Source organism: Fastidiosipila sp. (genome assembly GCA_012511175.1).
In the GTDB taxonomy this organism is placed as follows: domain Bacteria; phylum Bacillota; class Clostridia; order Saccharofermentanales; family DTU023; genus UBA4923.
In genome coordinates, this window is sequence record JAAZGO010000010.1 from 88,284 (window position 1) to 111,785 (window position 23,502).

Annotated in this window: 16 protein-coding genes; 13 read left to right on the forward strand and 3 right to left on the reverse strand. The window is 55.5% G+C overall.

What is annotated here, in order from left to right; genetic code table 11:
- Positions 1 to 5 precede the first annotated feature (5 nt).
- On the reverse strand, positions 6 to 980 hold the full coding sequence (locus GX839_01975) for a diacylglycerol kinase family lipid kinase (GenBank protein ID NLB04236.1): 975 nt from the start codon (positions 978 to 980) through the stop codon (positions 6 to 8).
- Positions 981 to 1,034: 54 nt separating this feature from the next.
- The gene (locus GX839_01980; GenBank protein ID NLB04237.1) at positions 1,035 to 1,649 is read right to left on the reverse strand and encodes a redox-sensing transcriptional repressor Rex; all 615 of its coding nucleotides are present in this window, start codon (positions 1,647 to 1,649) and stop codon (positions 1,035 to 1,037) included.
- A 218-nt stretch (positions 1,650 to 1,867) separates the two neighbouring features.
- Between GX839_01980 and pdxS the strand changes: the two genes are divergently transcribed.
- The 4 genes from pdxS to GX839_02000 all read left to right on the forward strand — a co-directional run bounded on the left by pdxS (position 1,868) and on the right by GX839_02000 (position 8,985).
- Positions 1,868 to 2,740, forward strand: a complete 873-nt coding sequence (gene pdxS, locus GX839_01985; GenBank protein NLB04238.1) for a pyridoxal 5'-phosphate synthase lyase subunit PdxS — start codon at positions 1,868 to 1,870, stop codon at positions 2,738 to 2,740.
- 13 nt (positions 2,741 to 2,753) lie between these two features.
- The gene (locus GX839_01990) at positions 2,754 to 3,644 is read left to right on the forward strand and encodes an NAD(P)-dependent oxidoreductase (GenBank protein NLB04239.1); all 891 of its coding nucleotides are present in this window, start codon (positions 2,754 to 2,756) and stop codon (positions 3,642 to 3,644) included.
- 90 nt (positions 3,645 to 3,734) lie between these two features.
- Complete coding sequence (locus GX839_01995) at positions 3,735 to 4,673, forward strand: TIM44-like domain-containing protein (protein NLB04240.1); 939 nt, start codon at positions 3,735 to 3,737, stop codon at positions 4,671 to 4,673.
- Between the two features lie 196 nt (positions 4,674 to 4,869).
- On the forward strand, positions 4,870 to 8,985 hold the full coding sequence (locus GX839_02000; GenBank protein NLB04241.1) for an isopeptide-forming domain-containing fimbrial protein: 4,116 nt from the start codon (positions 4,870 to 4,872) through the stop codon (positions 8,983 to 8,985).
- Positions 8,986 to 9,074: 89 nt separating this feature from the next.
- On the opposite strand, the gene GX839_02005 is transcribed toward GX839_02000, so the two are convergent.
- Complete coding sequence (locus tag GX839_02005; protein NLB04242.1) at positions 9,075 to 10,004, reverse strand: glycosyltransferase family 2 protein; 930 nt, start codon at positions 10,002 to 10,004, stop codon at positions 9,075 to 9,077.
- 245 nt (positions 10,005 to 10,249) lie between these two features.
- On the opposite strand from GX839_02005, the gene GX839_02010 reads away from it, so the two are divergent.
- The 9 genes from GX839_02010 (at position 10,250) to hydA (ending at position 23,473) form a co-directional block, all read left to right on the forward strand.
- Positions 10,250 to 11,611: a Trk family potassium uptake protein gene (locus GX839_02010; GenBank protein NLB04243.1), complete on the forward strand. Its 1,362-nt coding sequence runs from the start codon at positions 10,250 to 10,252 to the stop codon at positions 11,609 to 11,611.
- Positions 11,612 to 11,673: 62 nt separating this feature from the next.
- A complete protein-coding gene (locus GX839_02015) occupies positions 11,674 to 12,342 on the forward strand; it encodes a TrkA family potassium uptake protein (protein NLB04244.1) in 669 nt (222 codons plus the stop codon).
- A 155-nt stretch (positions 12,343 to 12,497) separates the two neighbouring features.
- Complete coding sequence (locus GX839_02020; GenBank protein ID NLB04245.1) at positions 12,498 to 13,259, forward strand: TVP38/TMEM64 family protein; 762 nt, start codon at positions 12,498 to 12,500, stop codon at positions 13,257 to 13,259.
- 173 nt (positions 13,260 to 13,432) lie between these two features.
- The gene (locus GX839_02025; GenBank protein NLB04246.1) at positions 13,433 to 14,908 is read left to right on the forward strand and encodes a pyridoxal-phosphate dependent enzyme; all 1,476 of its coding nucleotides are present in this window, start codon (positions 13,433 to 13,435) and stop codon (positions 14,906 to 14,908) included.
- A 36-nt stretch (positions 14,909 to 14,944) separates the two neighbouring features.
- The gene (ygeW, locus tag GX839_02030; protein NLB04247.1) at positions 14,945 to 16,141 is read left to right on the forward strand and encodes a knotted carbamoyltransferase YgeW; all 1,197 of its coding nucleotides are present in this window, start codon (positions 14,945 to 14,947) and stop codon (positions 16,139 to 16,141) included.
- A gap of 106 nt (positions 16,142 to 16,247) precedes the next feature.
- Positions 16,248 to 17,456 (forward strand): YgeY family selenium metabolism-linked hydrolase, encoded by a 1,209-nt coding sequence (locus GX839_02035; GenBank protein ID NLB04248.1) that lies wholly within the window; start codon positions 16,248 to 16,250, stop codon positions 17,454 to 17,456.
- 162 nt (positions 17,457 to 17,618) lie between these two features.
- Positions 17,619 to 20,666, forward strand: coding sequence for a putative selenate reductase subunit YgfK (gene ygfK / locus GX839_02040; protein NLB04249.1), 3,048 nt, complete (start codon positions 17,619 to 17,621; stop codon positions 20,664 to 20,666).
- Positions 20,667 to 20,692: 26 nt separating this feature from the next.
- The gene (ssnA, locus tag GX839_02045; protein ID NLB04250.1) at positions 20,693 to 22,015 is read left to right on the forward strand and encodes a putative aminohydrolase SsnA; all 1,323 of its coding nucleotides are present in this window, start codon (positions 20,693 to 20,695) and stop codon (positions 22,013 to 22,015) included.
- A 54-nt stretch (positions 22,016 to 22,069) separates the two neighbouring features.
- Entirely contained in the window at positions 22,070 to 23,473 is a 1,404-nt protein-coding gene (hydA, locus tag GX839_02050) for a dihydropyrimidinase (protein NLB04251.1), read from the forward strand.
- Positions 23,474 to 23,502: the final 29 nt, after the last annotated feature.

Sequence of the window (23,502 nt, forward strand, 5' to 3'; positions counted from 1 at the left end):
GTCGATCAAGCCCGGGTGCCGGGCGCGGAGGGAACGCGAAGGCGGATGGCCTGCTTGATATTATTCAGCTCCCAATCAGTCCTCGAACCGCCGTACTCTCCGTCAACGGTAAAAGAAACGGGTTCCTTAAACCGGAAAATAATGTCGTGGGCCCGCCGACGGATCATGTCATCACTTGTTTTCCGCTGGAGGATGCGGGAGACAAGTTTGGCCGTCTGCCCAAGGTTCCGGGGTGGTTTGACCAGCAGAACTTCAAAGAGCCCGTCGTCGAAAACTACATCATTCAGCTTAACCAGGCCGCCGACAGAAAAAGAGTTGAGGACGCCTCCAAAGATGTAGCTTCCTGAATAGTCAACTCCGTCGAGCAGGACGGTGGTTTCATGAGGGCGGATTCGGCCCACTGACTGGAGACCGGTCAGCAGGTAAGCGAAATGACCCAGTGCTTTTTTCAAATGGCGCCGTGTTGCGTAGGAGGTCTCCGTAAAGGCTCCGAAACTGGCGACATAGGTAAAGTAGGCGGGTAATTGTTCTGGCCTGCTGGGGCTGATGCCCTCCGGCAGGTCGTGGCGGATTTGCGGTTGACTTCCGTGGACCCGGCCGATGTCGATGGCGAAAGGGATCCCTGCCAGGATGCTGCGTGCTGCCTTCAGGGGCTCGGACGGCAGTTTGAAAGTCCGGGCCATATCACAGGTCGAACCAATCGGCAGGAAACCGACGTGGGGGGGAAAGCGGAGCCGCATAAGCCCCGAAACAACCTCAGAGAGTGTGCCGTCACCTCCGCAGGCAACGACAATGTCATGTGCGGGGCCCTGGGTGAATGCAATTTCACGGGCGTCACCGATTCCCGTGGTGAAAACTTCACGGACTGAAGATCCGGCCTTCCTGAGTTCACCGCAAAGTTTTCCGGCAAGCTCCGATGCGCCGTAGCGGCCGGCATTGGGATTGATGATCACCAGGATGTTTTGACCGACCCCATTCATGCCAGTATCATAGCACGGTCGGTAAAAAAACGTGGTCAGGGTGGCGGTGACAGCCTATTTTCGAAGATGGTGGCTCAGGATGGCCAGGGCACAGGCCATGTTTTCATTTTGCACGATGATGCCTTCCGGAACCTGCAGCAGAACGGGTGCGAAATTCCAGATGGCCTCCACGCCGGCTTCAACGAGCTGGTCACAAACGGCCTGGGCATTGGCGCCGTCAACGGTAATGATGCCCAGCCTGATTCCGCGTTCGCGGATTAGAGAATCAAGCTTTTCCATGGGGTAAAGCGGCGTTTGGTTCAGGTATTCCTCGCTGGCAATCCGGGTATCGAAGCCCGCGACAATTTTGAGTCCGTATTTTTCAAAGCCCGCGTAGTTGGCCAAGGCGGTTCCAAGATGGCCCACACCGACAATGACCGCTTCATCAACGTGGCCGTAGCCCAGGATGTCTTCAATATCCTTGATCAGTGCTTTTGTCGCAAAACCTTTTCTTGGCTGCCCAGCCTGCCGGCTCACCGAGGCCAGATCTTTGCGGACCTGCACTTCGTGCAGGCGGAATTCAGCGGCAATAGCGGTCGAGGAGACGTTCTCGGTTTCAACTTCCCGCAGGTAGTCGAGGTAATAGGGCAACCTTTGCAAGGTTTGGAAAGAGAGAGAATTAGACGCCATGAGAACCTCCTCAATATCGATAATATATTATTGATTTAGAGGCCTGCTGTCAATCACCGTAACTGAATGCCTTTGACAGCCATTTTCTTGCGTTACCGCATGGGTGGGCGTATACTGAAAATGATTCAGGCGAAGGCCAGTATGATCGTGACAAACCTCCGCGACCGGGGGCTTTTTTGAGAAATATCTTTCTGTTTGTCCTGATAGGGATTGGAGGCATGATTCGAATGAAGAAATTTGACCGTAATCTCGCGGAACAGCTGAGAGGCGGCGTCATCATGGATGTCGTCAATGTCGAGCAGGCCCGCATCGCAGAGGAAGCCGGGGCTGTTTCGGTTATGGCGCTGGAGCGTGTTCCTGCCGATATTCGTTCAGCGGGGGGCGTTTCAAGAATGAGTGACCCTGCCATGATCAAGGCCATCATGAAGGCGGTCAGGATTCCGGTGATGGCGAAAGTCCGTATCGGCCACTTTGTTGAAGCACAGATCCTTCAGGCGATCGGCGTTGATTTTGTGGATGAAAGCGAAGTGCTGACGCCTGCCGACGAAGTCTATCACATTGATAAAACCAAGTTCGAAGTACCTTTTGTTTGCGGCGCACGGGGCCTTGATGAGGCGTTGCGCCGCCTGGCCGAAGGAGCCATGATGATACGGACCAAGGGTGAGCCCGGCACGGGAGATGTGGTCCAGGCTGTCAGGCATATGCGCCGGATCAATCAGCAAATCCGTGAAGTGGCCTCCCTTCGCGAAGACGAGCTTTACGTCCGGGCACGGGATTTGGCCGTTCCTGTCGAACTTGTTCAATACGTCCACCAACATGGTAAACTGCCCGTTCCCAATTTTTCTGCCGGAGGCGTCGCGACGCCGGCTGATGCGGCGCTGATGCGCCAGCTCGGCGCCGAGGGCGTTTTTGTCGGATCCGGCATCTTCAAGTCCGGCGATCCGGTCCGGCGCGCCAGGGCCATCGTGGAGGCCTGTGAGCACTACGACGATCCCGAGCGGCTGGCCCATGTCTCTGAGAACCTGGGCGAGGCCATGGTGGGTTTGAATCCCGATCAGATTGAGCTGATTATGTCGGAAAGAGGGGTGTAGCCAGCCGATGCCCATCAGACAAATTGGATTCGTCGGCACAGGTGTCATGGGTTCAGCCATGGTCGCCCGGCTTTGCCGGCATGGTTATCAGGTAAAAGTCTTCAACAGGACAAGGGAAAAGGCGGAGGCAACCGCCTGCGCCACGGGGGCCACGTGTACAGATTCGATCGCTGAGGCGGTGCGCGGGGCAGATGCCGTGATCACCATGGTCGGCTATCCCGCCGATGTTGAAGAAGTCATGCTGGGTCCGGAGGGGATCTTTGATACGGCCAGCCGGGATACCCTGGTGATCGATATGACCACCTCGTCGCCTTCCCTTGCTGTCAAACTCTATGATGAAGGCAGGAAAAAGGGCCTGTCCCTCCTGGATGCGCCCGTCTCGGGCGGCGACGTAGGTGCGCGTGATGGAACACTTTCCATTATGGTGGGAGGCGACCGCCAATCGTTTGACCGGGCACTCCCTGTTTTTTCAGTGCTGGGCAAAAATATTGTCTACATGGGTGCGGCGGGTAATGGCCAGCACACCAAGGCTGCCAACCAGATTGCGGTTGCGGGTGCCACGGCAGCCATGACAGAGGCCATCCTCTACGCAGAGCAGACGGGGCTCGACCCCGAAACCATGTTGCGGGCGATCGGCGCCGGCGCCGCGGGAAGCTGGCAGATTGCCAACATGGCGCCCAGGGTTCTGTCAGGAGATCATGATCCCGGTTTTTTTATCAAGCACTTCATCAAAGACATGCGAATCGTGGAAGAAGAGATGGCAGACCGCGGAACCGGACTTCCCATGTTACATACCGTTTTGGGTCTCTATGAAAAAATGGCAGGCCATGGTGATGGGGATCTGGGGACCCAGGCCCTGATCCGCCTCTACCGGACTGAAAAAGACAAAATCAGCAAGAGTTGACCGTTTCCGGTCTCTGGGCGGTCCTTCCGGCCTTCGTTGCGGGCAGGTTTTTGTTATAGAATGGGAGCAAGAACAGGAGGACCTTTAGGGATGAAGCGGACGGTTGGGGTCTTACTCTTACTCTTGGCGGTTTTCGCGATTTTTGTTTTCTCAGGCCCGCGCATTCACGCGGGTGCAGATTTTTACCCGGCTCCGGCCGATGCGGGTTTTTTTGGCGGGGACAGTGATTATGGCGGATCCTCCGGCGGTGGCTGGGACGACTCCTTTGGCGACAGCGACTGGGGCAGCGGCGGTTTTGGAAGCTCAGGGGGCTTGTCCTGTGTTGGGGGGCCTCCCGTCGGACTGATCATCTTTGTCATTATCGTCGTCTTTGTGATTCTCAAGGCCAAAAAAGGCGGCCAGACGGGCTCACCCCAGGTCCCGGCCGTACCGCCTGTCCAGTCAACAGCCGTTGCCGACCAGATCCGGCAGGTGGATCCTTTCTTCACGGAAGCGGAGATGCGCGAGAAAGTTTCCAATCTATACTCCGAGATGCAGCGGGCCTGGGAAAATCAGGATTGGGAACCCATGAGGGCCCGCATGACAGACGACCTTTACAACCAGATGTGGCGGCAGCTGCAGGAGCTGGTAGGCCGCAACCAGATCAACCGCGTGGAGCGGGTCGCCATTATCAGCGTCGCCTTGGTCAATTTTTATCAGGATGAGCAAAATGACAACCTGGCCATCAGGCTGACCACCCGGATCACCGACTACATCATTGACCGGGCGACCGGCACGGTCGTCAGCGGTGACCCGCGCCGTGAGAAATTCATGACTTACGAGTGGACCATGATCCGCAGCCTGGGTGTCAAGACTCCGGCTCCCGGCATAGCGGGCAAAACAGAAATCAGCCGCAACTGCCCCCACTGCGGGGCGCCCATTGACCTGACCCAGTCCGCCCGCTGCAGCTACTGTGGCTCCATCGTGACGGCTCCCGAGTTTGACTGGGTTCTGTCCAATATCCGGGGAATCTCCCAGCAGACCATCTGACCGCTTTTCTTTCATAATGATGACGGGCCCGCTCAAAAGGCGGGCTCGTCTGCTTTATGCAGGATTAGAACCTGCGTTACAGGCCCGGCAACTTCAAATTCTGTTCAAATTAAAGCATTAGGCTGGCCGTAAATGGGGACTCGTCATGAGGAGTCAGTGTTGCCCGATGACTAATGGATAGATGGAGGATAGGGCAATGAATAAATCCATAAACAAGATGAAATACATCTATGTATTTCTATTGGTGCTATCGCTGTTGATGTATCTGGTGGCACCTGTATTCCCAAACAAAGTGAGCGCCGACAGTGAACCTCTGGTTTCACTGACACACACGAGTGAGATCGACCGGCTGATAGAGCTCTGTATCCGGACCATTAAGGGTGAAATTCACTTCACCCGGCCCCTTGTCGAGAAGAAGATCGACCTGGTGATCGTCCAGGATGCAAGCGGTTCATTTGAAAACACCATTGGTACCATGAAAGAAGGCCTGAAAGCGGTCGTCGACAAGCTGAAACCAAGCCGCGGCGACCGGGTCATGGTGACCACCTTCCGCGGCGGCCAGCGCTATCAATGGTATGAAAAGGTCAACGATTCACAGGTCAAGAAGGATGTGGGCGACGACGAAGGCCTTTATATCAGCACGGCCAGCAGCTTTATTCCCGTTGATACCCGGACCAGGTATGACCTTGGCAGTAACCTTGACATGGCCAAGTCCAGGATCGGCGCAATCACTGTTGACGGGGGAACTCCTACGGCCCGGGGCCTGCAATATGCTTTGCAGGAATACAACAGCAAGCGCGTTGCCTTGGGCGACGTGGGCGACCTTAAGAGGGAGACCATCTTCCTCTTGGTGACAGACGGTGTCGCCAATGTCAGGCTCCCGGACGGAAGTACCGGGGATGACGGGACCATCTGGCTGGACTGGAACTGGGCCTACACTCCCGACGGTCAGTCGCATGGCAGCACGACCGGCTTCAATGAGAAATACCAGGACTACGAGACGGCCACCGACCAGGCATCCGCTCAGGCTGCGGCCATCAAGAATCAGGGTTATTACCTGATCTCCACTTTTATTGAAGACTTTGAGAAACAAAAAACCCAGTACGGTGGCGGCAGCTATTACCAGGATGAGGTCAGCCCCTACACGAAAACCGCCCTGGAGAACATGGCCAGCTCAAGCAGCTATTATCAAGTTTTTGACAGCCCGGACAACTTCGGGACCCGGGTAGGCAATCTCTTTGAAGCCCTGGTTGAGGAAATCAGCCAGGAGAGCATCGAGGTGGTCATCGAGCCCGGTTACCAGGTGATGTCGTCAAGGCTGCTCAAGGACGGCATAGTGATCAACGCCAACTTAAACTTTCAAACGGGGATCAATATCGTTGAAGTTGAGCAGGAGGGCGACTATACCATTGAATACGAGTTGAAAGAACTTGATTTCCATGGAGAAGATGAAACGCCCGTCACCGCGACCGGCCGGTCGGGACAAAAACGCTACCAGATCGATAATCCGGTCGTTCCCGGCAATACCAACACGGTCTGTACACTGGAGCCGGCGGTTCCCGTCAAACGGGTCAACGGGCTTGAACATTATGACCTGGATGAAGTCCGGGAGGAAGTGACCTATACGGTTACCACCCATGTCGGCAATATTTTCGGCATGACCTCCTTCGGCTTTGAGGATCAGGTTGACGCTCTTTTGAAAATCACGCCCGGTTCCGCCGATGTCAAGGTGGATGGTGTCAGCATTGTCAAGCCCGGAGAATTGACGGTACTTGCCAACAAGATCACCTTCAGCAAGACAAGCGATTTCCAGCAGATCAAGGAAAAGGACGTGGTGCTGGAATTCAAGGCATCCATCGACGCCTGCGTGATCTGCGGTGAAGTCAAGGCGGCCTATGCGGACGGGAAAATTCCCAATACGGCCCAGCTGCTTTACAACCAGAGCAGGGTGGCCAGCAATACCGTGACCATCGCGCCTCCCGCCCCGGAGGATCCCCCGATTGCCAAGGATGTCAACGGAAAAACACATGAAAACCTGACTGCGGCAGACGATCTTTTTGACTACCATGTCAAGGTCTTGCTGCCGGAACTGGAAGAAGGCGAGCATTACGAGACCCTGGTCATTGAGGATGCCTTGGTTCCCGTTTTGCAAATTGAGGGCACGGCGGTGCTGATTGACGGGTTGGCGGCACCGGCGCTGGATGCCTATGTGTCCGTGTCGGGCCAGACGGCAACCCTGACGCTCGATCAGGAGGATTTTGATTTTGATACCATCGTTGGCAAGGTAATTGCCCTGCAGTTCACTGCTTCAATCCGGCCCGGCGCCGACCTCTCCGTTTATGAGGGGGAGCTGGTGCCCAATGAAGGTGAATACGGAATCAACGGCGGTTCCAGGGTCAAGTCCAATCAGGTGACGGTGGCGCTGCCGCCTGAAGAACCTGCCATTGACAAAGATGTCAACGGGAAAACGCATGAGGACCTGGGAACGAAACATGAGATCTTCACTTATCACATTAAGCTTGACATCCCCGAAAGTGTGCGTGGCTATGAGACGATCGTGGTCAGCGATACCCTGGAGGATGTGCTTGAGATTATTGACAGCGGCGTGACGGTGGGGGGTGACGATACTTCCCTGCTTCCCCTGCTGACCGTTTCGGGACAGACCGCAACCCTGGTGCTTGACAGCGAATTTGACTTCAGTCAGATCGCGGGCCAGCAGATTGTGATCAGCTTGAGGGCAAGGATCAGGATCGGCGCCAATCTTGACGCTTATGTCAACGACACGGTACCCAACCAGGCGGCCATCGAATTCAATGGCGGACCCAAGGTCATGACGGCGCCCGTCACGGTGGCCCCGCCCGGGGAACCTCCTGTGATTGAGAAGGATGTCAATGGAAAAGATCATGAAGATCTGACGGCCTTTGACCAGAGTTTCACTTATCACGTCAAAGTGGAAATCCCCAACAATATCCGTGATTACGCTTCACTGCTCATCACCGATACCCTGGAGGATGTGCTGGAAATCACAGGCGCCTCAGTTCTTCTTGACGGCGGTGACGAACCGGCCTTGCTGTCCTACCTGAGTCTTGCGGGACAGACGGTCAGTCTCTCGTTTGGTGAAAGCTTTGATTTTGGCCTTCTGGCCAAAAAAACCATCACGCTGGTGATTGAGGCGAAAATCCGGGAAGGGGCCGACCTGTCAGCCTATGAGGGTGAAACCATTCCCAACCAGGCAACCTATTGGATCAATGATCAGATCGGCCGGTATTCCAATGTCGTGACGGTGACGCCGCCCTTTGAGCCTCCCCTGATCAAAAAAGATGTCAATGGCAGGAAACATGAGGATCTGGCCGCAAGGGACGAAGTTTTCACCTATCATGTCCGTATTAATATGGCGGATTATGTAGGCCGCTATGAGTCCCTGATCATCCTCGACACCCTGGAGGATGTGCTCGAAAGCAAAGAGGCCGGCGTTATCCTTGACGGGGTTGAGAATCCCGGCCTGACTGCCAGGCTCGCATTCCATGGCCAGACCATCCGGCTTGTCCTCGATAAGACTGACTTCAGTCAGCTTGCCGGCAAGACAATGATCCTCAGGATCAAAGCGAAAATCAGAGCAGGGGCGGATCTCAGTGCCTACCTGGATGAAACAGTTCCCAACGGAGCCCGGATCATCCTGAATGATGAAAGGGTGATCTTGTCCAATACCGTGACCGTTACCCCGCCGCTCGAAAAACCAGGTATTGAAAAGAAAATCAACGGCAAGGATCATGAAGAGCTGGAGGAACGGGATCAAGCCTTTGTCTACCAGGTCACGGTGGATATCCCGGAAAATGTCCGTGGTTACGAATCCCTGGTTATCACCGATAGCCTGGAGGATGCGCTGGGAACCACGGGTGTCCGTGCACTGATTGATGGCGTGGAGATGCCGGCTTTGACCGGCCGGATTACGATCGACGGCCGGCTGATCAGCCTGATTCTGGACAGGAGTGAAGACTTTGCCCTCCTGGCGGGGAAGACATTGACCCTGGAGATCGGGGCCCGGATACAGGAAGACGCGGATCTCAGCGGTTACACCGACGAGAGGATCCCCAACCGGGCGGTACTGACCTTTAACCAGGAGCCGGGAGTTGAGTCCAATGAGGTAACGGTGACGCCGCCGATGGAACTGGTGGGCGGCGATACGGATGAACTGCCCAAGACAGGCTCTTTGGTTGACAGGACCTTGCTCTGGGTCCTCGGCATGTTGCTTATGGCGGCCGGCAGCCTGGTGTTGTTGCGGATCAGGTACGCAACCGTTAAAGAGAAGTAGGAAAGCCCGCCTGTCTTGCCGTCTGAAGGCTTGACAGGGATCGGAGCAGGTGCCGCCCGGGACAATTGTTCCCGGGCGGCTCTTCAATTTCAAGCAGAGAAGATAAGTTCATCAAGGGCGGCATCGGCGAGGCCTGTCCGCTTGATAACCTTGACGGCAGCGCGAGTATTGCGGATCAGCCGGTCCCTATCCTTCCATGGCATGGTTCTTTTAGTCAAAAAGAGGGAAAAAAAGATCTGTGCCATGATCCGGTTAAGCCAGCGGCCATAAGGTTTTTCCCACTTTGCCCATTGGCCGGATGCCACGAAATGCCGGCGCAGCATGCCGGCGGATTCCAGGTAATCATGGACATGGCCGGATGCCACCCGGTGGGTCAGGCTTCCGGGATGCCGCACGTAGTGGTAGCAGGCCTTCTTAAGTACAATTACTTCCCGGCAATGGAGGAGCAGAAGCGGAACAACAAAGGCATCTTCGTAGAGAATGGAGGGGAAGGATATTTGGTGGTCGGTGAAAAGGCTGCGGCGAAAGAGCTTGTTCCACAGGAAGGTGGGGAAAAAAAGCAAGCGGAATGACTGTCTCACGGCCTGCTCGCCGCTCAATCTTTTGCGAAGAACGATGAAAGGGTAGGGAAGCCTCCAACCTCGCGGCAATTCCATGAAAAAATTAACGGCAACCGCGTCAATCTCCTTTGAAGCGAGAGCTGAGACCATGGTATGCACATGATCCCGATTGACGTAATCGTCGGCATCGACAAAACAGACCCACTCTCCTGTGGCCATTGACAGGCCCCGGTTGCGGGCGGCGCTGACCCCCTGGTTTTCCTGGCGGACATAGCGCACCCTCGGATCCCTGCTCACAAATTGGCGGACGATCCTGTCGGATCCGTCCGTCGATCCGTCCGACACGACAATGATTTCAAGGGCAGGATAAGTCTGGCCGGTGACAGAATCCAGGCAGCGCGCGATCCAACGCTCGGCGTTGTAGCAGGGGATAATGATGCTGATCAGCGGTTGGTCCAAGGCGGCCTCTCCTTGATTAATTTCGCCTATTCTCAAATTCATTATAACAGCCATGGAAATGCAATCGCCCGCTCCCGGGCCGCGTGGACCGGACGGGCAAATGTCACGCATCGAGCCAGCGGCAGGAATTGGGGGGTAAACGAATGAAGGTGCCTGCCGGTGATGGGTCAATCCGATACGCAAAAATCGAGTTATAATGGGGCGATAGCCCGGCCCGACAAGCCAGGGTACCGGGCCGGATCAGGATGATGAAACCAAAACACACATTCAATCTGCGCGGCGTCTTTCGCAATCCGCCTGTTTTAATCATTGCGGCGTATCTGGCTGTTCTGCTGCTCGGTACTTCTTTGCTGCTTTTACCTTTCGCGGTACAATCCGGCGTTGCTGCCGATCCTGTCACTGCACTTTTTACGGCGACATCAGCCCTCTGCGTGACCGGTTTGACAACAGTGACAACACTCACTTACTGGTCGTTCTTCGGGCAAGCGGTTATCCTGTTCCTGATTCAGGTCGGCGGACTCGGGATCATGACTGCCGCCGGCGGCCTGGCCATGGTGCTTCGGAGGCGGATCTCCATGCCCAATCGGATTGTGCTGGCAGAAGAAAAAAATGCCCCAAGGCCGGGCGGGATGGCCCGTTTGATCCATTTCGTTCTTGTTGCGACCTTTGCCATCGAATTGACGGGAACCTGTTTGCTTTCCTTCCGTTTCATCCCCATCTTTGGCTGGAAAAACGGTCTCTGGAAAGCAGTCTTTCAGGCGGTTTCCGCTTACTGTAACGCTGGCTTCGACCTTATCGGCGAAGCCTCTTTGATCAGCTGGAATAAAGATGTCCTGGTGCTATTCGCCACCGCTCTGCTCATCATTCTGGGCGGCTTGGGTTTTCCCGTTTACCGCGACATCATGAGGCAAAAACGCTGGCGCCGCTATCGGCTTCATTCCAAGATCACACTTCTGCTGACCGCATTCCTCCTCTTGTCCGGAACGTTCAGTTTCTGGCTGCTGGAACACCGAAATGCCGGCGGGGTGCTCCAAAGCCTGTCAATTCCCCGACAATGGATGAACGCCTTCTTCCAGTCTGTCACCTGCCGTACCGCCGGTTTCTACTCGATTCCGCAAAGCTCGCTGACACAGGCTTCCTGCCTGATAGCGATTGCCCTTATGTTTGTTGGCGGGTCTCCTGTTGGGACCGCAGGTGGTGTTAAAACAACGACTCTATTTACGCTGTTGCACAGTACCCGCAAGGAAATTGGCCGAAGACGGAATGCCTCGGTGTTTGACCGGCGGCTTCCGGCCGGGCTGATGACCCGGGCATCAGCCATTGTGATGATTGCCGCCCTCTGGTGCAGCGCGGGTGCCCTCATTTTGTCAATCGCCGAACCGCAAACCCCTTTTCTTGACTCGTTATTTGAGGTCATTTCCGCTTTTGGTACGGTTGGTCTGTCACGTGACTTGACGCCCTCTCTCGGTTATCTGAGCCAGTCGGTCCTGATCACGACCATGCTTTTTGGAAAAATCGGGCCCCTCACCGTTCTCTATGCACTCAGCGCGAAACCGGTAACGACAACGACTTTCGAGGACGCAGAGGAGTCCATACTGATCGGCTGAATACAGGCAGCACATCAATCGCATCCCCCGGGTGCGCCCCTGCTGATGGAGGAGGATTTTGAATGAAAAAAGTGAAAGATGTCGCCGTCATCGGCTGTGGCCGCTTTGGCTACCATCTGGCGGTTACCTTAAGTCAGATGGGAAGGAACGTCATGGTGGTCGATGATGATGAAGAAATCGTAAATGCCCTGGCTCATCAGGTCACCTACGCAGTTCGCGCTGATGTGACTCAGGAAAATGTGCTGGCGGAAATTGGCATTGGAAACTGTGATGCGGCGGTCATTGCCATAGGCGAGCATTTTGAGGCCGCCATGATGGCGACACTGGCATGCAAGGAAATGGGCATCCCCCGCATCATCGCCAAGGCGCGAAATGAATCAATGGGGCGTGTCCTGCTGAAAATCGGAGCCACCCAGGTCATGATTCCCGAACGTGATCAGGGAATTAAGCTTGCTCACGCGCTCGCGTCCCACAACATGTCAGAACTGATCGGGTTGTCCACGACACACGCCATCCTTGAAATCGGCTGTCCGGGAAGCTGGTCCGGAAAGAGCCTTGAAGAGCTTGACATACGGTCCACCTATCGGGTCACCATTATCGGGATCGGGCGTGCAGGTGAACCGCTCATCTTCCCGCACGCGGAAGATGTCTTCAGAGAAGGCGACCGCATCTTCGCGCTTGGCAGCAATGAAGACCTGGCGAGAATGGAAACGATTGTCGAGGATGAGTGAACCCCAGGTGTTTTTTTTCACCTGACGGCACCCCGGCCCGACAGTGCTGGAATCATCCTGAACGGACGGTGGAAGAAACGAATGACCTGCCTGCGTGGTAGAATGACATCGTGCGCCACAAGCTACTTAGTCGAAGACTGAAAGAAGACATGCCGATGATGACGGCACACGACCGATCCGGATCAAAAGTGAATATCGGTCACGCCTGCACTTTGTACGCGGCACGCCGCAGGCGGATCTTTCAGCGTTCCCTGACGATCGGCATCCTGATTCTGACCCTTGTTGCCTCCGTGCTGATCTATCTTTACTGGGGTGAGGCAGCCATTGATTTTTTCTCCGACCCCATCAAGGTTCGCGCCATGGTTTCAAGGCATCCTGTTTCCAGCCGATTGGTTTTCTTTTTGGCCAACTTCATGCAGGTTGTGATCGCCATCATCCCGGGAGAACCCTTTGAATTGGCGGCAGGCTATGCTTTTGGCGTCGTTGAGGGGACACTGATTTGCATGGCCGCCATCTATGCAGCCAGTATCCTGATTTTCCTTCTGGTCAAGCGTTTTGGGCGGCCGGTGATCGAATTGTTTTTTGAGCCGGAAAAGATCGACCAGGTCCGCTTGTTCCGAAGACCGGGCCAACTCAATATTTTGCTTTACATTCTTCTTTTCCTGCCGGGAACCCCCAAGGACATATTGACCTACCTGGCAGGGCTGACACCGATAAGGCTGTCAAGCTGGCTGATCATTATTTCCGCCAGGCTCCTCTCCGTCGTCACATCGACTGTGAGCGGCGGCCTGCTCGGCTCTCAAAATTACATCTATGCGGTTCTTGTTTTCCTTGTCACGGGATTGGTCGCGCTTGCGGGTATTCTCATGTACAACAGGCTCAACAGGCGTGCGCAGGAGGAAGAAATGACCGGGTGAGGGAATGGGCTTCAGAATCCCCGGGGATATGTAACAAATGCGCCTTAATTATTTGCATCGCCAGAGGCTGCTCTTTACTACAATATTATGTGCTATACTTTCTGAGGTTTGGGTTTTTGCGAAGATCCCGAGTCCCAATTATCATCAATCATCACTAAGCAAGGAGAGAAACAATGATCGATCTCACGATCCATAAGGACGCGCTCGAAAACGCGGTAAAACGCGCGCGCGAGAACAAAATTATCATCCCCACCTTCGCGCAGCTGCGCGATCCCGTTAAAAATGTACCCGACAAAATTAAAAAAGCGCTTCACCAGGTCGGGACCGATGAAGTCGATCCCCTCAACTTGTTCCGCATTACCTGGAAAAATGAACCCAGGCGCGACGGCGGTGAATACGGAGGGGTCAACTACATCGAAATCCCCCGCGAACTCACGCGTGTCAAGGCCCGGGTCTTTACCATGGTCGGCAAGTGGTTCCCGACCGGCTGCCACAAAGTCGGTGCTTCATACGGCTGCCTGGTCCCCCGTCTTGTGACGGGTCAGTTCGACCCTTACCATAACTGGGCTGTCTGGCCGTCAACCGGCAACTACTGCCGCGGCGGCGCTTTTAACTCCAAACTTCTGGGCTGCAAGTCAATCGCGATCCTTCCGGTCGAGATGAGTGTTGAGCGTTTCAACTGGCTTCAAAATATCGCTGACGAAGTGATCGGAACTCCCGGCTGTGAAAGTGACGTTTACGAAATCTTTGAAAAAGTCAAGGAAATCCGGCGGACCCGCCACGATGCCGTCATCTTCAACCAGTTTGAGGAGATGGGCAATGTTCTTTGGCACTACCACGTAACGGGCCCGGCCCTCGAAGAAGTCTACGAAGAAGTCAAAACTGAAAACTCACGCCTTTTCGGGGTTTTCTTTACCAGCGGCAGCGCAGGCACCATGAGCGCAGGCGACTATCTGAAGGACCATTATCCGCGCATCAAAGTGGCCGTGGGCGAGGCGTTGCAGTGCCCCACCATCCTCAACAATGGTTTCGGCCGTCACCGCATCGAGGGAATCGGCGACAAGCACATCCCCTTTGTCCACAACATAAAAAATACTGATCTGGTCGCTGCCATTGACGACAATAATTCGCAGAATCTGCTCCGCCTCTTCAACGAGGAAGTCGGGCACGAATACCTCAGGAAACAATCCGGACTGACGGACGAATTTTTGAAGCAGCTGCCCCTGCTGGGCATCAGCGGGATCGCCAACATTCTCGGCGCCATCAAGATGGCCAAGTACTATGAACTCACGGAGAATGACGTTCTGCTCACGGTGGCGACCGACTCGGCCGAGATGTACCAGTCCCGCCTGGTCGAGCTCGAAGAGGCGGAGGGACCTTACACCGAGGAATTGGCAGCGCGCGATTACTGGCACAACCTCATGTCCATGAAAACAGATAACATGGAGGAATTCACTTACATCACCCGCAAGCGCGTCCACAATCTCAAGTACTACACCTGGGTCGAGCAGCAGGGCCGCACCTTGGAAGAACTGAACGCGCAGTGGTATGACGAACATTACTGGGACGATCTCCATAAGCAGGCCGATGAAATCGACCGGCTGACCATGGAGTTCAACGAACGCACCGGCGTGCTCGCCAACATGTGATCCAGCAAGCCTGATTTGGGAGGAATGAATCAGAAAATGAAAATCAATGAACTGATCAAAGAGCTGGAAGGCTACGACTACAAGGGATTGTACCAGGATGATTTCTTTTTGACCTGGGATAAATCCCAGGATGAGATTATGGCTCTCTTCACGGTCGCCGACGCCCTGCGTGAGCTCCGTGAGAACAATAGAAGCGCCCGGATTTTTGACTCGGGCCTGGGCATCTCCCTCTTCCGCGACCAGTCGACGAGGACCAGGTTCTCTTTCGCCTCGGCCTGCAATTTCCTGGGCCTGCAAGTCCAGGACTTCGACGAGGGTAAATCACAGATCGCGCACGGTGAGACTGTCAAAGAGACAGCCAATATGATTTCTTTTATGGCGGACGTCATTGGCATCCGCGATGACATGTACATTGGCAAAGGCCATACCTACATGAAGAGCGTTTCGGAATATGTCAGGGAAGGCTATGAGGATGGCGTGCTGGAGCAGCGGCCGACCCTGGTCAACCTGCAATGTGACATTGACCACCCGACCCAGTCCATGGCCGATGCCCTCCACATCATCCACGAATTCGGCGGTGTCGAAAATCTGAGAGGTAAAAAGCTTGCCATGACCTGGGCCTATTCGCCTTCCTATGGCAAACCCCTGTCGGTTCCCCAGGGAATCGTCGGCCTTATGACCCGCTTTGGCATGGAGGTGGTGCTGGCGCATCCGGAAGGCTATGACATCATGGACGATATTGAAGATGTTGCCAGACGAAATGAAGAACTTTACGGCGGCAAGTTCACACGTGCCGCATCCATGGAGGAAGCCTTCAAAGATGCCGATATTGTCTATCCGAAAAGCTGGGCACCTTTCAAGGCCATGGAAATCCGCACCGACCTTTACGCCAAGGGCGATCAGGCGGGGATCAAGGCCCTGGAACAGGAGCTGCTGGCCCAAAACGCGCAGCACAAGGACTGGGCCTGCACAGAAGACATGATGAAGCTGACCCGCGGTGGCAAGGCACTTTACATGCACTGCCTGCCGGCGGATATTTCCGGGGTCTCATGCGAGGAAGGCGAAGTGGACGCTTCCGTCTTCGACCGCTACCGGATTCCCCTCTACAAAGAGGCCAGCTACAAGCCTTACATCATCGCGGCCATGATTTTCCTCCAGAAGATCAGGCACCCCGGCGCGAAGCTCGAAGAACTCTGGAACAGTGCCTCCCCCCGCTGGGCCGACAAGGGTTGAAACAATTGTTTAATGACTGCCCCGGGAATGACAAAGAAGCCGGGGCAGTCGTCAATCAAGTCAAATTACTGAAATAAGGAGAATACCCAAGATGGCAAAAACTGCAATTGATTACGATCGCATACGTCAAGTAGCTGAGAGCTACAAAGAAGATATGGTTAAATTCCTTCGCGACCTGATCAGGATCCCCGGTGAGAGCTGCGGAGAAGAAGGCGTGGCGCGCCGGATTAAAGAAGAGATGGAAAAACTGGGCTATGACAAAGTCGAGTTTGACCAGCTTGGCAACGTACTCGGCTGGATGGGGACGGGCGACCGCATCATTGCCTACGACGGCCACATTGACACGGTTGGCATCGGTGAGATTACCAACTGGAAATTTGATCCCTACGAGGGCTATGAGAATGAGACCGAGGTCGGTGGACGCGGTGCTTCAGATCAGCTGGGCGGTGTGGTGTCCTCTGTGTATGGTGTCCGCATGGCCAAGGACCTGGGCCTGATCGATGATGACGTGACGCTGCTGGTCACCGGCACCGTCCAGGAGGAAGATTGCGACGGCATGTGCTGGCTCCACCTGATCGAAAACGAAAAGATTAAACCCGAGTTTGTCGTTTCGACCGAGCCGACCGACATGCATGTCTACCGGGGCCACCGCGGGCGGATGGAAATCCGTGTCGAAGTCAAGGGTATTTCCTGTCACGGCTCTGCGCCGGAGCGCGGTGAAAATGCCATTTACAAGATGGCCGATATCCTGAAGGAAATCGAAGAACTGAACAACCATCTGAAGGATGACCCCTTCCTGGGCAAGGGAACGGTCACCACCTCTCAGATTTTCTACACCTCGCCTTCCCGCTGTGCGGTTGCGGACAGCTGCGCCATCTCGCTGGACCGCCGCCTGACCTGGGGAGAGACCTGGGAATCGGCAATCGCTGAGATTGAAGCCCTGCCCTCGGTCAAAAAGCACGGCGCTGTCGTCACCATGTACAAGTATGACCGCCCGTCCTGGACCGGTTTTGTTTACGAGCAGGAATGCTTCTTCCCCACCTGGGTCATTCCCGGGGACGCCCCCCAGACCCGGGCGCTTGTGGATGCCTACACCGAACTCTACGGTGCTCCCAAAGTCGACAAGTGGACTTTCTCAACCAACGGCGTGGCCATCATGGGCCGGCATGGCATACCCTGCATCGGCTTGGGCCCCGGCAAGGAAGCCCAGGCACACGCACCCAACGAAATCACCTGGAAAGAGGATCTGGTCCGCTGCGCGGCCATCTACAGCGTCATGCCCAAGCTGTACGTGGACATCACCAAAGAAGCCTGAGGCAGATTGCCTTTCGAAACCCGGAGCCGGGACTTCCGCAGTGAAGTCCCGGCTTCTTCATCCGGATAGGGTGGGGCAAAACTGGTAAACTAAAGACCAGCCGCTTTGTCTCCGGAACAGGCAGCTGTACAAAAAATTCCAACCAGGGAGGGGTGGCCAATCATGAGCGACATAATGAGACCCATCAGTTTTGCCAATCTAATCGAGTGGAGCCTCAGCGAATACAAAAAACAGGGAAGGGTTTTCGGACTTGACAAGAGCAAGTTCTATGAAAACCGGTCGGGGAACCGTTTTGTCACCCCCTTTGGTGACCGGATCGCGTCCGCGATCGGGCCGGCCGCAGGCCCCCATTCACAGCTGGCCCAAAATATCATTGTTTCCTACTTGGCAGGCGCGCGCTTCATTGAATTGAAAACGGTTCAAAAAATGGACGGTGAAGAGATCCGTCAAGCGGTGGCCAAGCCCTGCATCAATGCAGAGGACGAGTGCTACAACTGCGAATGGTCAACGGAACTGACCGTTGAGCAGGCCTTTGACGAATACGTCAAGGCCTGGATTGCCATCAAGGTGCTGGCACTTGAATTCGGCCTGTCCGACGGTAATGATTTTGCTTTCAACATGAGTGTGGGCTACGACCTGGAGGGCATCAAACTTCCAAAAATGGATGCTTTTATCGAGGGCTTGAAAGACGCCTCACAGATTCCTCTTTTCCGGGAATCCATCGGCTACCTGAAAGACCACCCGGGTCTGTTTGAGAGAGTGGTTGAAAAAGATCTCGATGCAATTTCCCCGCATATCTGCCGCCAGGCAACCCTGTCAACCCTCCACGGCTGTCCGCCGGATGAGATTGAACGGATTGCCCATTACCTGCTGACCGAAAAAAAGGTTCACACCTTTGTCAAGTGCAATCCCACCATGCTGGGTTATGAATTTGTGCGCCGGACCTTGGATGACCTCGGCTACGACTATATTGCCTTTCCAGATAAACACTTCCTGGCCGATCTGCAGTATCCCGACGCGGTGGGGATTTTCACCCGCATGCTGGCTGTGGCTGAAGAAGAAAAGCTGGCTTTCGGCGTCAAGCTCTCCAATACCTGCCCGGTCGATGTGGCGCGCGGCGAGGTGCCGTCTGAGGAAATGTATATGTCGGGCCGGGCCCTCATGCCTTTGACCATCAATCTGGCCCTCAAACTGTCGCGCGCCTTTGAAGGCAGACTGCCGGTCTCCTTCGCGGGCGGCGCCGATGCCTTCAATCTGCAGGACCTGCTGGAGGTGGGGATCGGCCCCGTCACCGTCGCGACGACACTCCTAAAACCAGGCGGTTACATGCGCTTGGGCCAGATGGCCCGTCAAACGGAAAATCTGCTGGGCCCGGGCGGCAGGATTGACCTGTTCAAGCTGGAGAAACTGGCGGCGAAAATGGTGGCCGACCCCCGCATGCAAAAACGCTGGCGGGAAAAAGTTGCCTCCAGAAAAACGGCATCTGAACTGCCGCTCTATGATTGCTACAAGGCGCCCTGCAAGGACGGCGGCTGCCCGATCGGACAGCAGATTCCCGAGTACAATACCCTGGTTGCCAGGGGCGAATACGATCAGGCCATGCAGGTTATCGCCATTGACAATGCCTGCCCGACCATTACGGGAGTTCTGTGTGCCCAGCCCTGCAGGGAAAAATGTACCCGGCTGGATTACGATGTCTCCCTTCACATGAGAGAAATCAAACTGGAGGCGGCGGATGAGGCCCAGGACGCTTACATCGAAAAAATGACCGTCAACCCTTTGAGAACCGGCAGTAAAGCCTGTGTGATCGGGGCGGGTCCCGGCGGCATGGCCGCAGCTTATTATCTGAGGCGAAACGGAATCGAAACCCATGTCTACGAAAAGCGGGCCGCCTCCCACGGTATTGTCCGCTATGCCATTCCCTCCTTCCGGATCAGCGAAGAGGAAATTGACCGCGACTTCCGTCTGGTTGAAGCAACGGGCGTCACTTTCCATTTCGGCGCCAGCCCGGATTTCGATCTGCATCAACTGAAAAAAAGCTATGACTATGTCATTGTCGCGACTGGGGCCTGGGCCGAAGGCCGTCCGCCCGTCAAAGAAGGCGGAGAGCTGGTGCTGGATGCCCTGGACTTTTTGACCGCTGTCAAGGAAAAAGGGCCCCGCAGCCTGGGCAGACGGATTGCAGTCATCGGGGCGGGCGATGTCGCCATGGATACGGCACGGCTCGCCAAACGGATGCCGGGGGATCCGGAGGTGATCATCGTCTACCGCCGGACGGAAATGTCCGCGCCCGCCAGTCAAGACGAATTCGATGAGGCCATGAAAGAGGGCGTCGGCTGGCTGGAACTCCTGGCTCCAGTCAGCTATGACGGGAAAAATCTGGTCTGTGAAAGACAAAAATTGGGTGCCTTCGACGAATCGGGCCGCCGTTCCTCGATCGGCACAGGTGAATTTGAAACCCTGGAGTTTGATACGGTGATCGGGGCTACCGGCGCCCGCGTCGACAAGGGTCTTTTTGAAAAATTGGGCGTGGCCACGGACCGTGACGGCAACCCCCGGTTGTCGGAATACATGGAATCCTCCATCGATGGCGTCTACCTGGCCGGTGACTGCCGCCGGGGACCCTCGACCGTTGTGGCTGCGATGGGAGACGCCAAAAAAGCGGCTCTCCACATTCTGGCCAGGGAAGGTCTGGATCACGACTTCATCCATGTCCCGGTTCCTGTTGACGAGGCAGTCATTCTCGAGCGCCGCGGGGAACTTGCGTCGGCACGATTGCCTTCCGAAGAAGGCCTCCGCTGCCTGATCTGCGACCAGGTCTGCCGTATCTGTACGGAAGTTTGCCCCAACCGGGCCAATGTGGCCATACCGGTTGCCGGTTTTGTCAACGCGGAACAGATCGTCCATATTGACGGCATGTGCAACGAATGCGGCAATTGCGCCACCTTCTGCCCCCATGCCGGCAAACCTTACAAGGATAAGTTAACAGTTTTCTGGAACGGGGCGGATTTTGCCGATTCAGACAATACGGGCTTCCTGCAGCTTGAACAAGGCCTGTATCGGATCCGTGACGACCGGGGCCGTGTTTATGATGTGGGGCAGGATGAACTGGCGGCCAAGGCAGGTGACCGGATGGCAGCGGTTGTAACGGCTGTTGCCAACAAATTTCCCTGGTTATTGAAGAATGAACAGGATTGCAGGCAGCCCTGAACTGCCGGCAGACAGGAGGGAGCAAAATGATTATCGGTAATGGAAGACTGGTGACCAATGACCCGGATCACCCCTATTTTGAAAAAGGCGCCGTGCGTGTAGCCGGTGAGCTTATCGACGCGGTCGGCAACTTTGACGACCTGAAAGAACAATACCCCGATGACGAGGTGCTGGACGCGGAGGGACGCGTCATTATGCCGGGCATGATCAACGCCCACACACACATTTACAGTTCCTACGCCCGGGGAATGGGCGTGTCCAAGCCGACACGGAACTTTCCTGAGATTCTGAAAAACCTCTGGTGGGCGCTGGACCGCAGCCTGACCATGGAAGACAATGAACTGTCTGCCTATACGACCTACATTGACAGTATTCGCAACGGTGTGACGACCCTCTTTGATCATCACGCCAGCCCCCATGCCGTGGAGGGTTCACTTTTCACCTTGGCTGAAGCGGCAAAGACCATTGGCATCCGCGGCTCTTTTTCCATGGAACTTTCCGACCGCGACGGCGTCAAAGTAGCCGAACAGGAAATCAAGGAAAATGTCGATTTCATCAAAGCCATGAACACGGACGAACAGGATATGGTCAAAGGCATGTTCGGCATGCATGCCTCCTTCACGATTTCAGACAAGACCATGGAAAAGGTCAGGACCGCCATGGAAGGCATTGATGCAGGATACCACATCCATGTCGGTGAGGGCCGGGAGGACCAGTATGACAGCCTGAAGAAGTACGATATGCGAGTGACGGAGCGGCTGTTGGGCTGGGGTCTGCTGGGCCCCAGGTCAATCGCGGTTCACGCCGTTAATGTCAACGGACGTGAACTCGATATCCTGGCGGAAACAGATACGACGGTTGTCCACAATCCCATGTCCAACATGGGCAATGCGGTCGGGGCCACTCCGGTTCTCGGCATGCTGCGCCGCGGGATCCGCCTGGGTTTGGGCACAGATGCCTACACCCACGATATGTTTGAGTCCATCAAGGTCTCAAAGATCCTGCAGTCGCACCGTCTGTCCGATCCGACGGTCGGTTTTGCCCAGGCCCTGAAACTGCAATATGAAGGCAACCCGGCCATCGCTGCCCTCCACTTCAGGCGGCCACTCGGTGTTTTAAAGGAAGGGGCTTATGCCGATCTGATTACACTCGACTATTATCCCTTCACACCTTTCGGCGCTGACAACTGGAAAGGCCACCTGCTCTTTGGCGGCTACGGCCGTATGACCCGCGACGTGATGATCAACGGCAGGATTGTCATGAGAAACCGCGAAATCCTGACGGTCGACGAAGAGAAGATCTTCGCCCATGCGGCAGAACGGGCCGCGGCTATCTGGCCCAAGCTGTAGAAAACCGGGGCACCCCGGATCCACGGGGTGCCTGATCAATCCAAGAGGATAAGAATGGAAGAATCTGTATTGCTCAAGGACGGCTTTATTGTCCTTCCCGACGAGACCCTGCGGGGCAGTATCCGGATCAAAGGCGAATCCATTGAGGCAATCGGTGACTTGACCCCGGAAGATCAGGAAGAGGTCCTCGACTGCCGCGGTCTTTATCTGCTGCCGGGCGGCATCGAGACCCATACACACCTCCAGCTGGAATCCATGGGTACCGTGACCGCTGATGATTTTGCCAGCGGCACCCGGGCAGCCCTGGCCGGGGGAACGACCACAGTCATTGATTTTGCCACCCAGTTTCACGGCGAAACCATGGCAGAGGGCTTAAGGTGCTGGCACCAGAAGGCGGACGGCAAGTGTGCCATCGACTACGGCTTTCATATGGCCCTGACCGAATGGAACCAGGGCCTGAAAGAAGAAATGGAATCGGTCGTCGAGGGGGGTGTCACTTCCTTCAAGATGTATATGGCCTACAAAAACAACATGATGGTCCAGGAAGACCAGATTTATGATGCCCTGGAGGAGGCGCAGCGGTTGGGGGCCACCATCGGTTTTCATTGTGAAAACGGACTGCTGATCGATGTGCTGGTCCGCCGTGAACGTGAACTGGGGCACCTGTCGCCTTATTACCATCAAATCACCCGGCCGCCTGAACTGGAGGAGGAAGCCATTGTCCGGCTGGAGGCAGTCAATCATCTCCTCCATGCCAATCACCACATCGTCCATCTTTCAACCGCCAGGGGCCTCGGCGCCGTCCGGCGGTCCAGGGACCGCGGCATTCATGTTATTGTCGAGACCTGTCCGCAGTACCTGCTTCTGGATTCTTCCCGCTACGGCGGCCCGTCCAATGATGACTTTGAGGCGGCCAAGTTTGTCATGAGCCCGCCGCTGCGTGAGCGCCGGGACCAGGAGGCCCTCTGGAGCGGGTTGGCCTCCGGTGAAATTCAGTTCGTCGGCACCGATCACTGCTCCTTCAACTTCAAAGGCCAAAAAGAGATGGGCAGGGGCGATTTCTCGAAAATTCCCAATGGCGCGCCGGGTATTGAGCTGCGCTATCATCTGCTCTACAGTTTTGGCGTCGCCCGCGGCCGGATGGACATCAACCGTTTTTCCGAGATCACTTCAACCAACGCGGCCAAATATTTCGGTCTGTACCCGCGCAAGGGCATTCTGCAGCCGGGCAGTCATGCCGATATTGTCGTCTTCGACCCCGAGCCGGAATGGACGGTCAGGTCGGAGGATCTTCACGAAAACTGCGACTACACCCCCTACGAAAACTTCCCGCTCAAGGGCAGGGTGCGGGACGTATTCCTGCGGGGCTGCCGCAAAGTTGTTTCTGGTAAGATTGTGAGGGAGGAAGCGGATGGCCGGTACCTCAGAAGGCAGCTGCCCGACATGGACATCCACTGATTCAAAGAGCAAGAGTTATGGTATGAAGG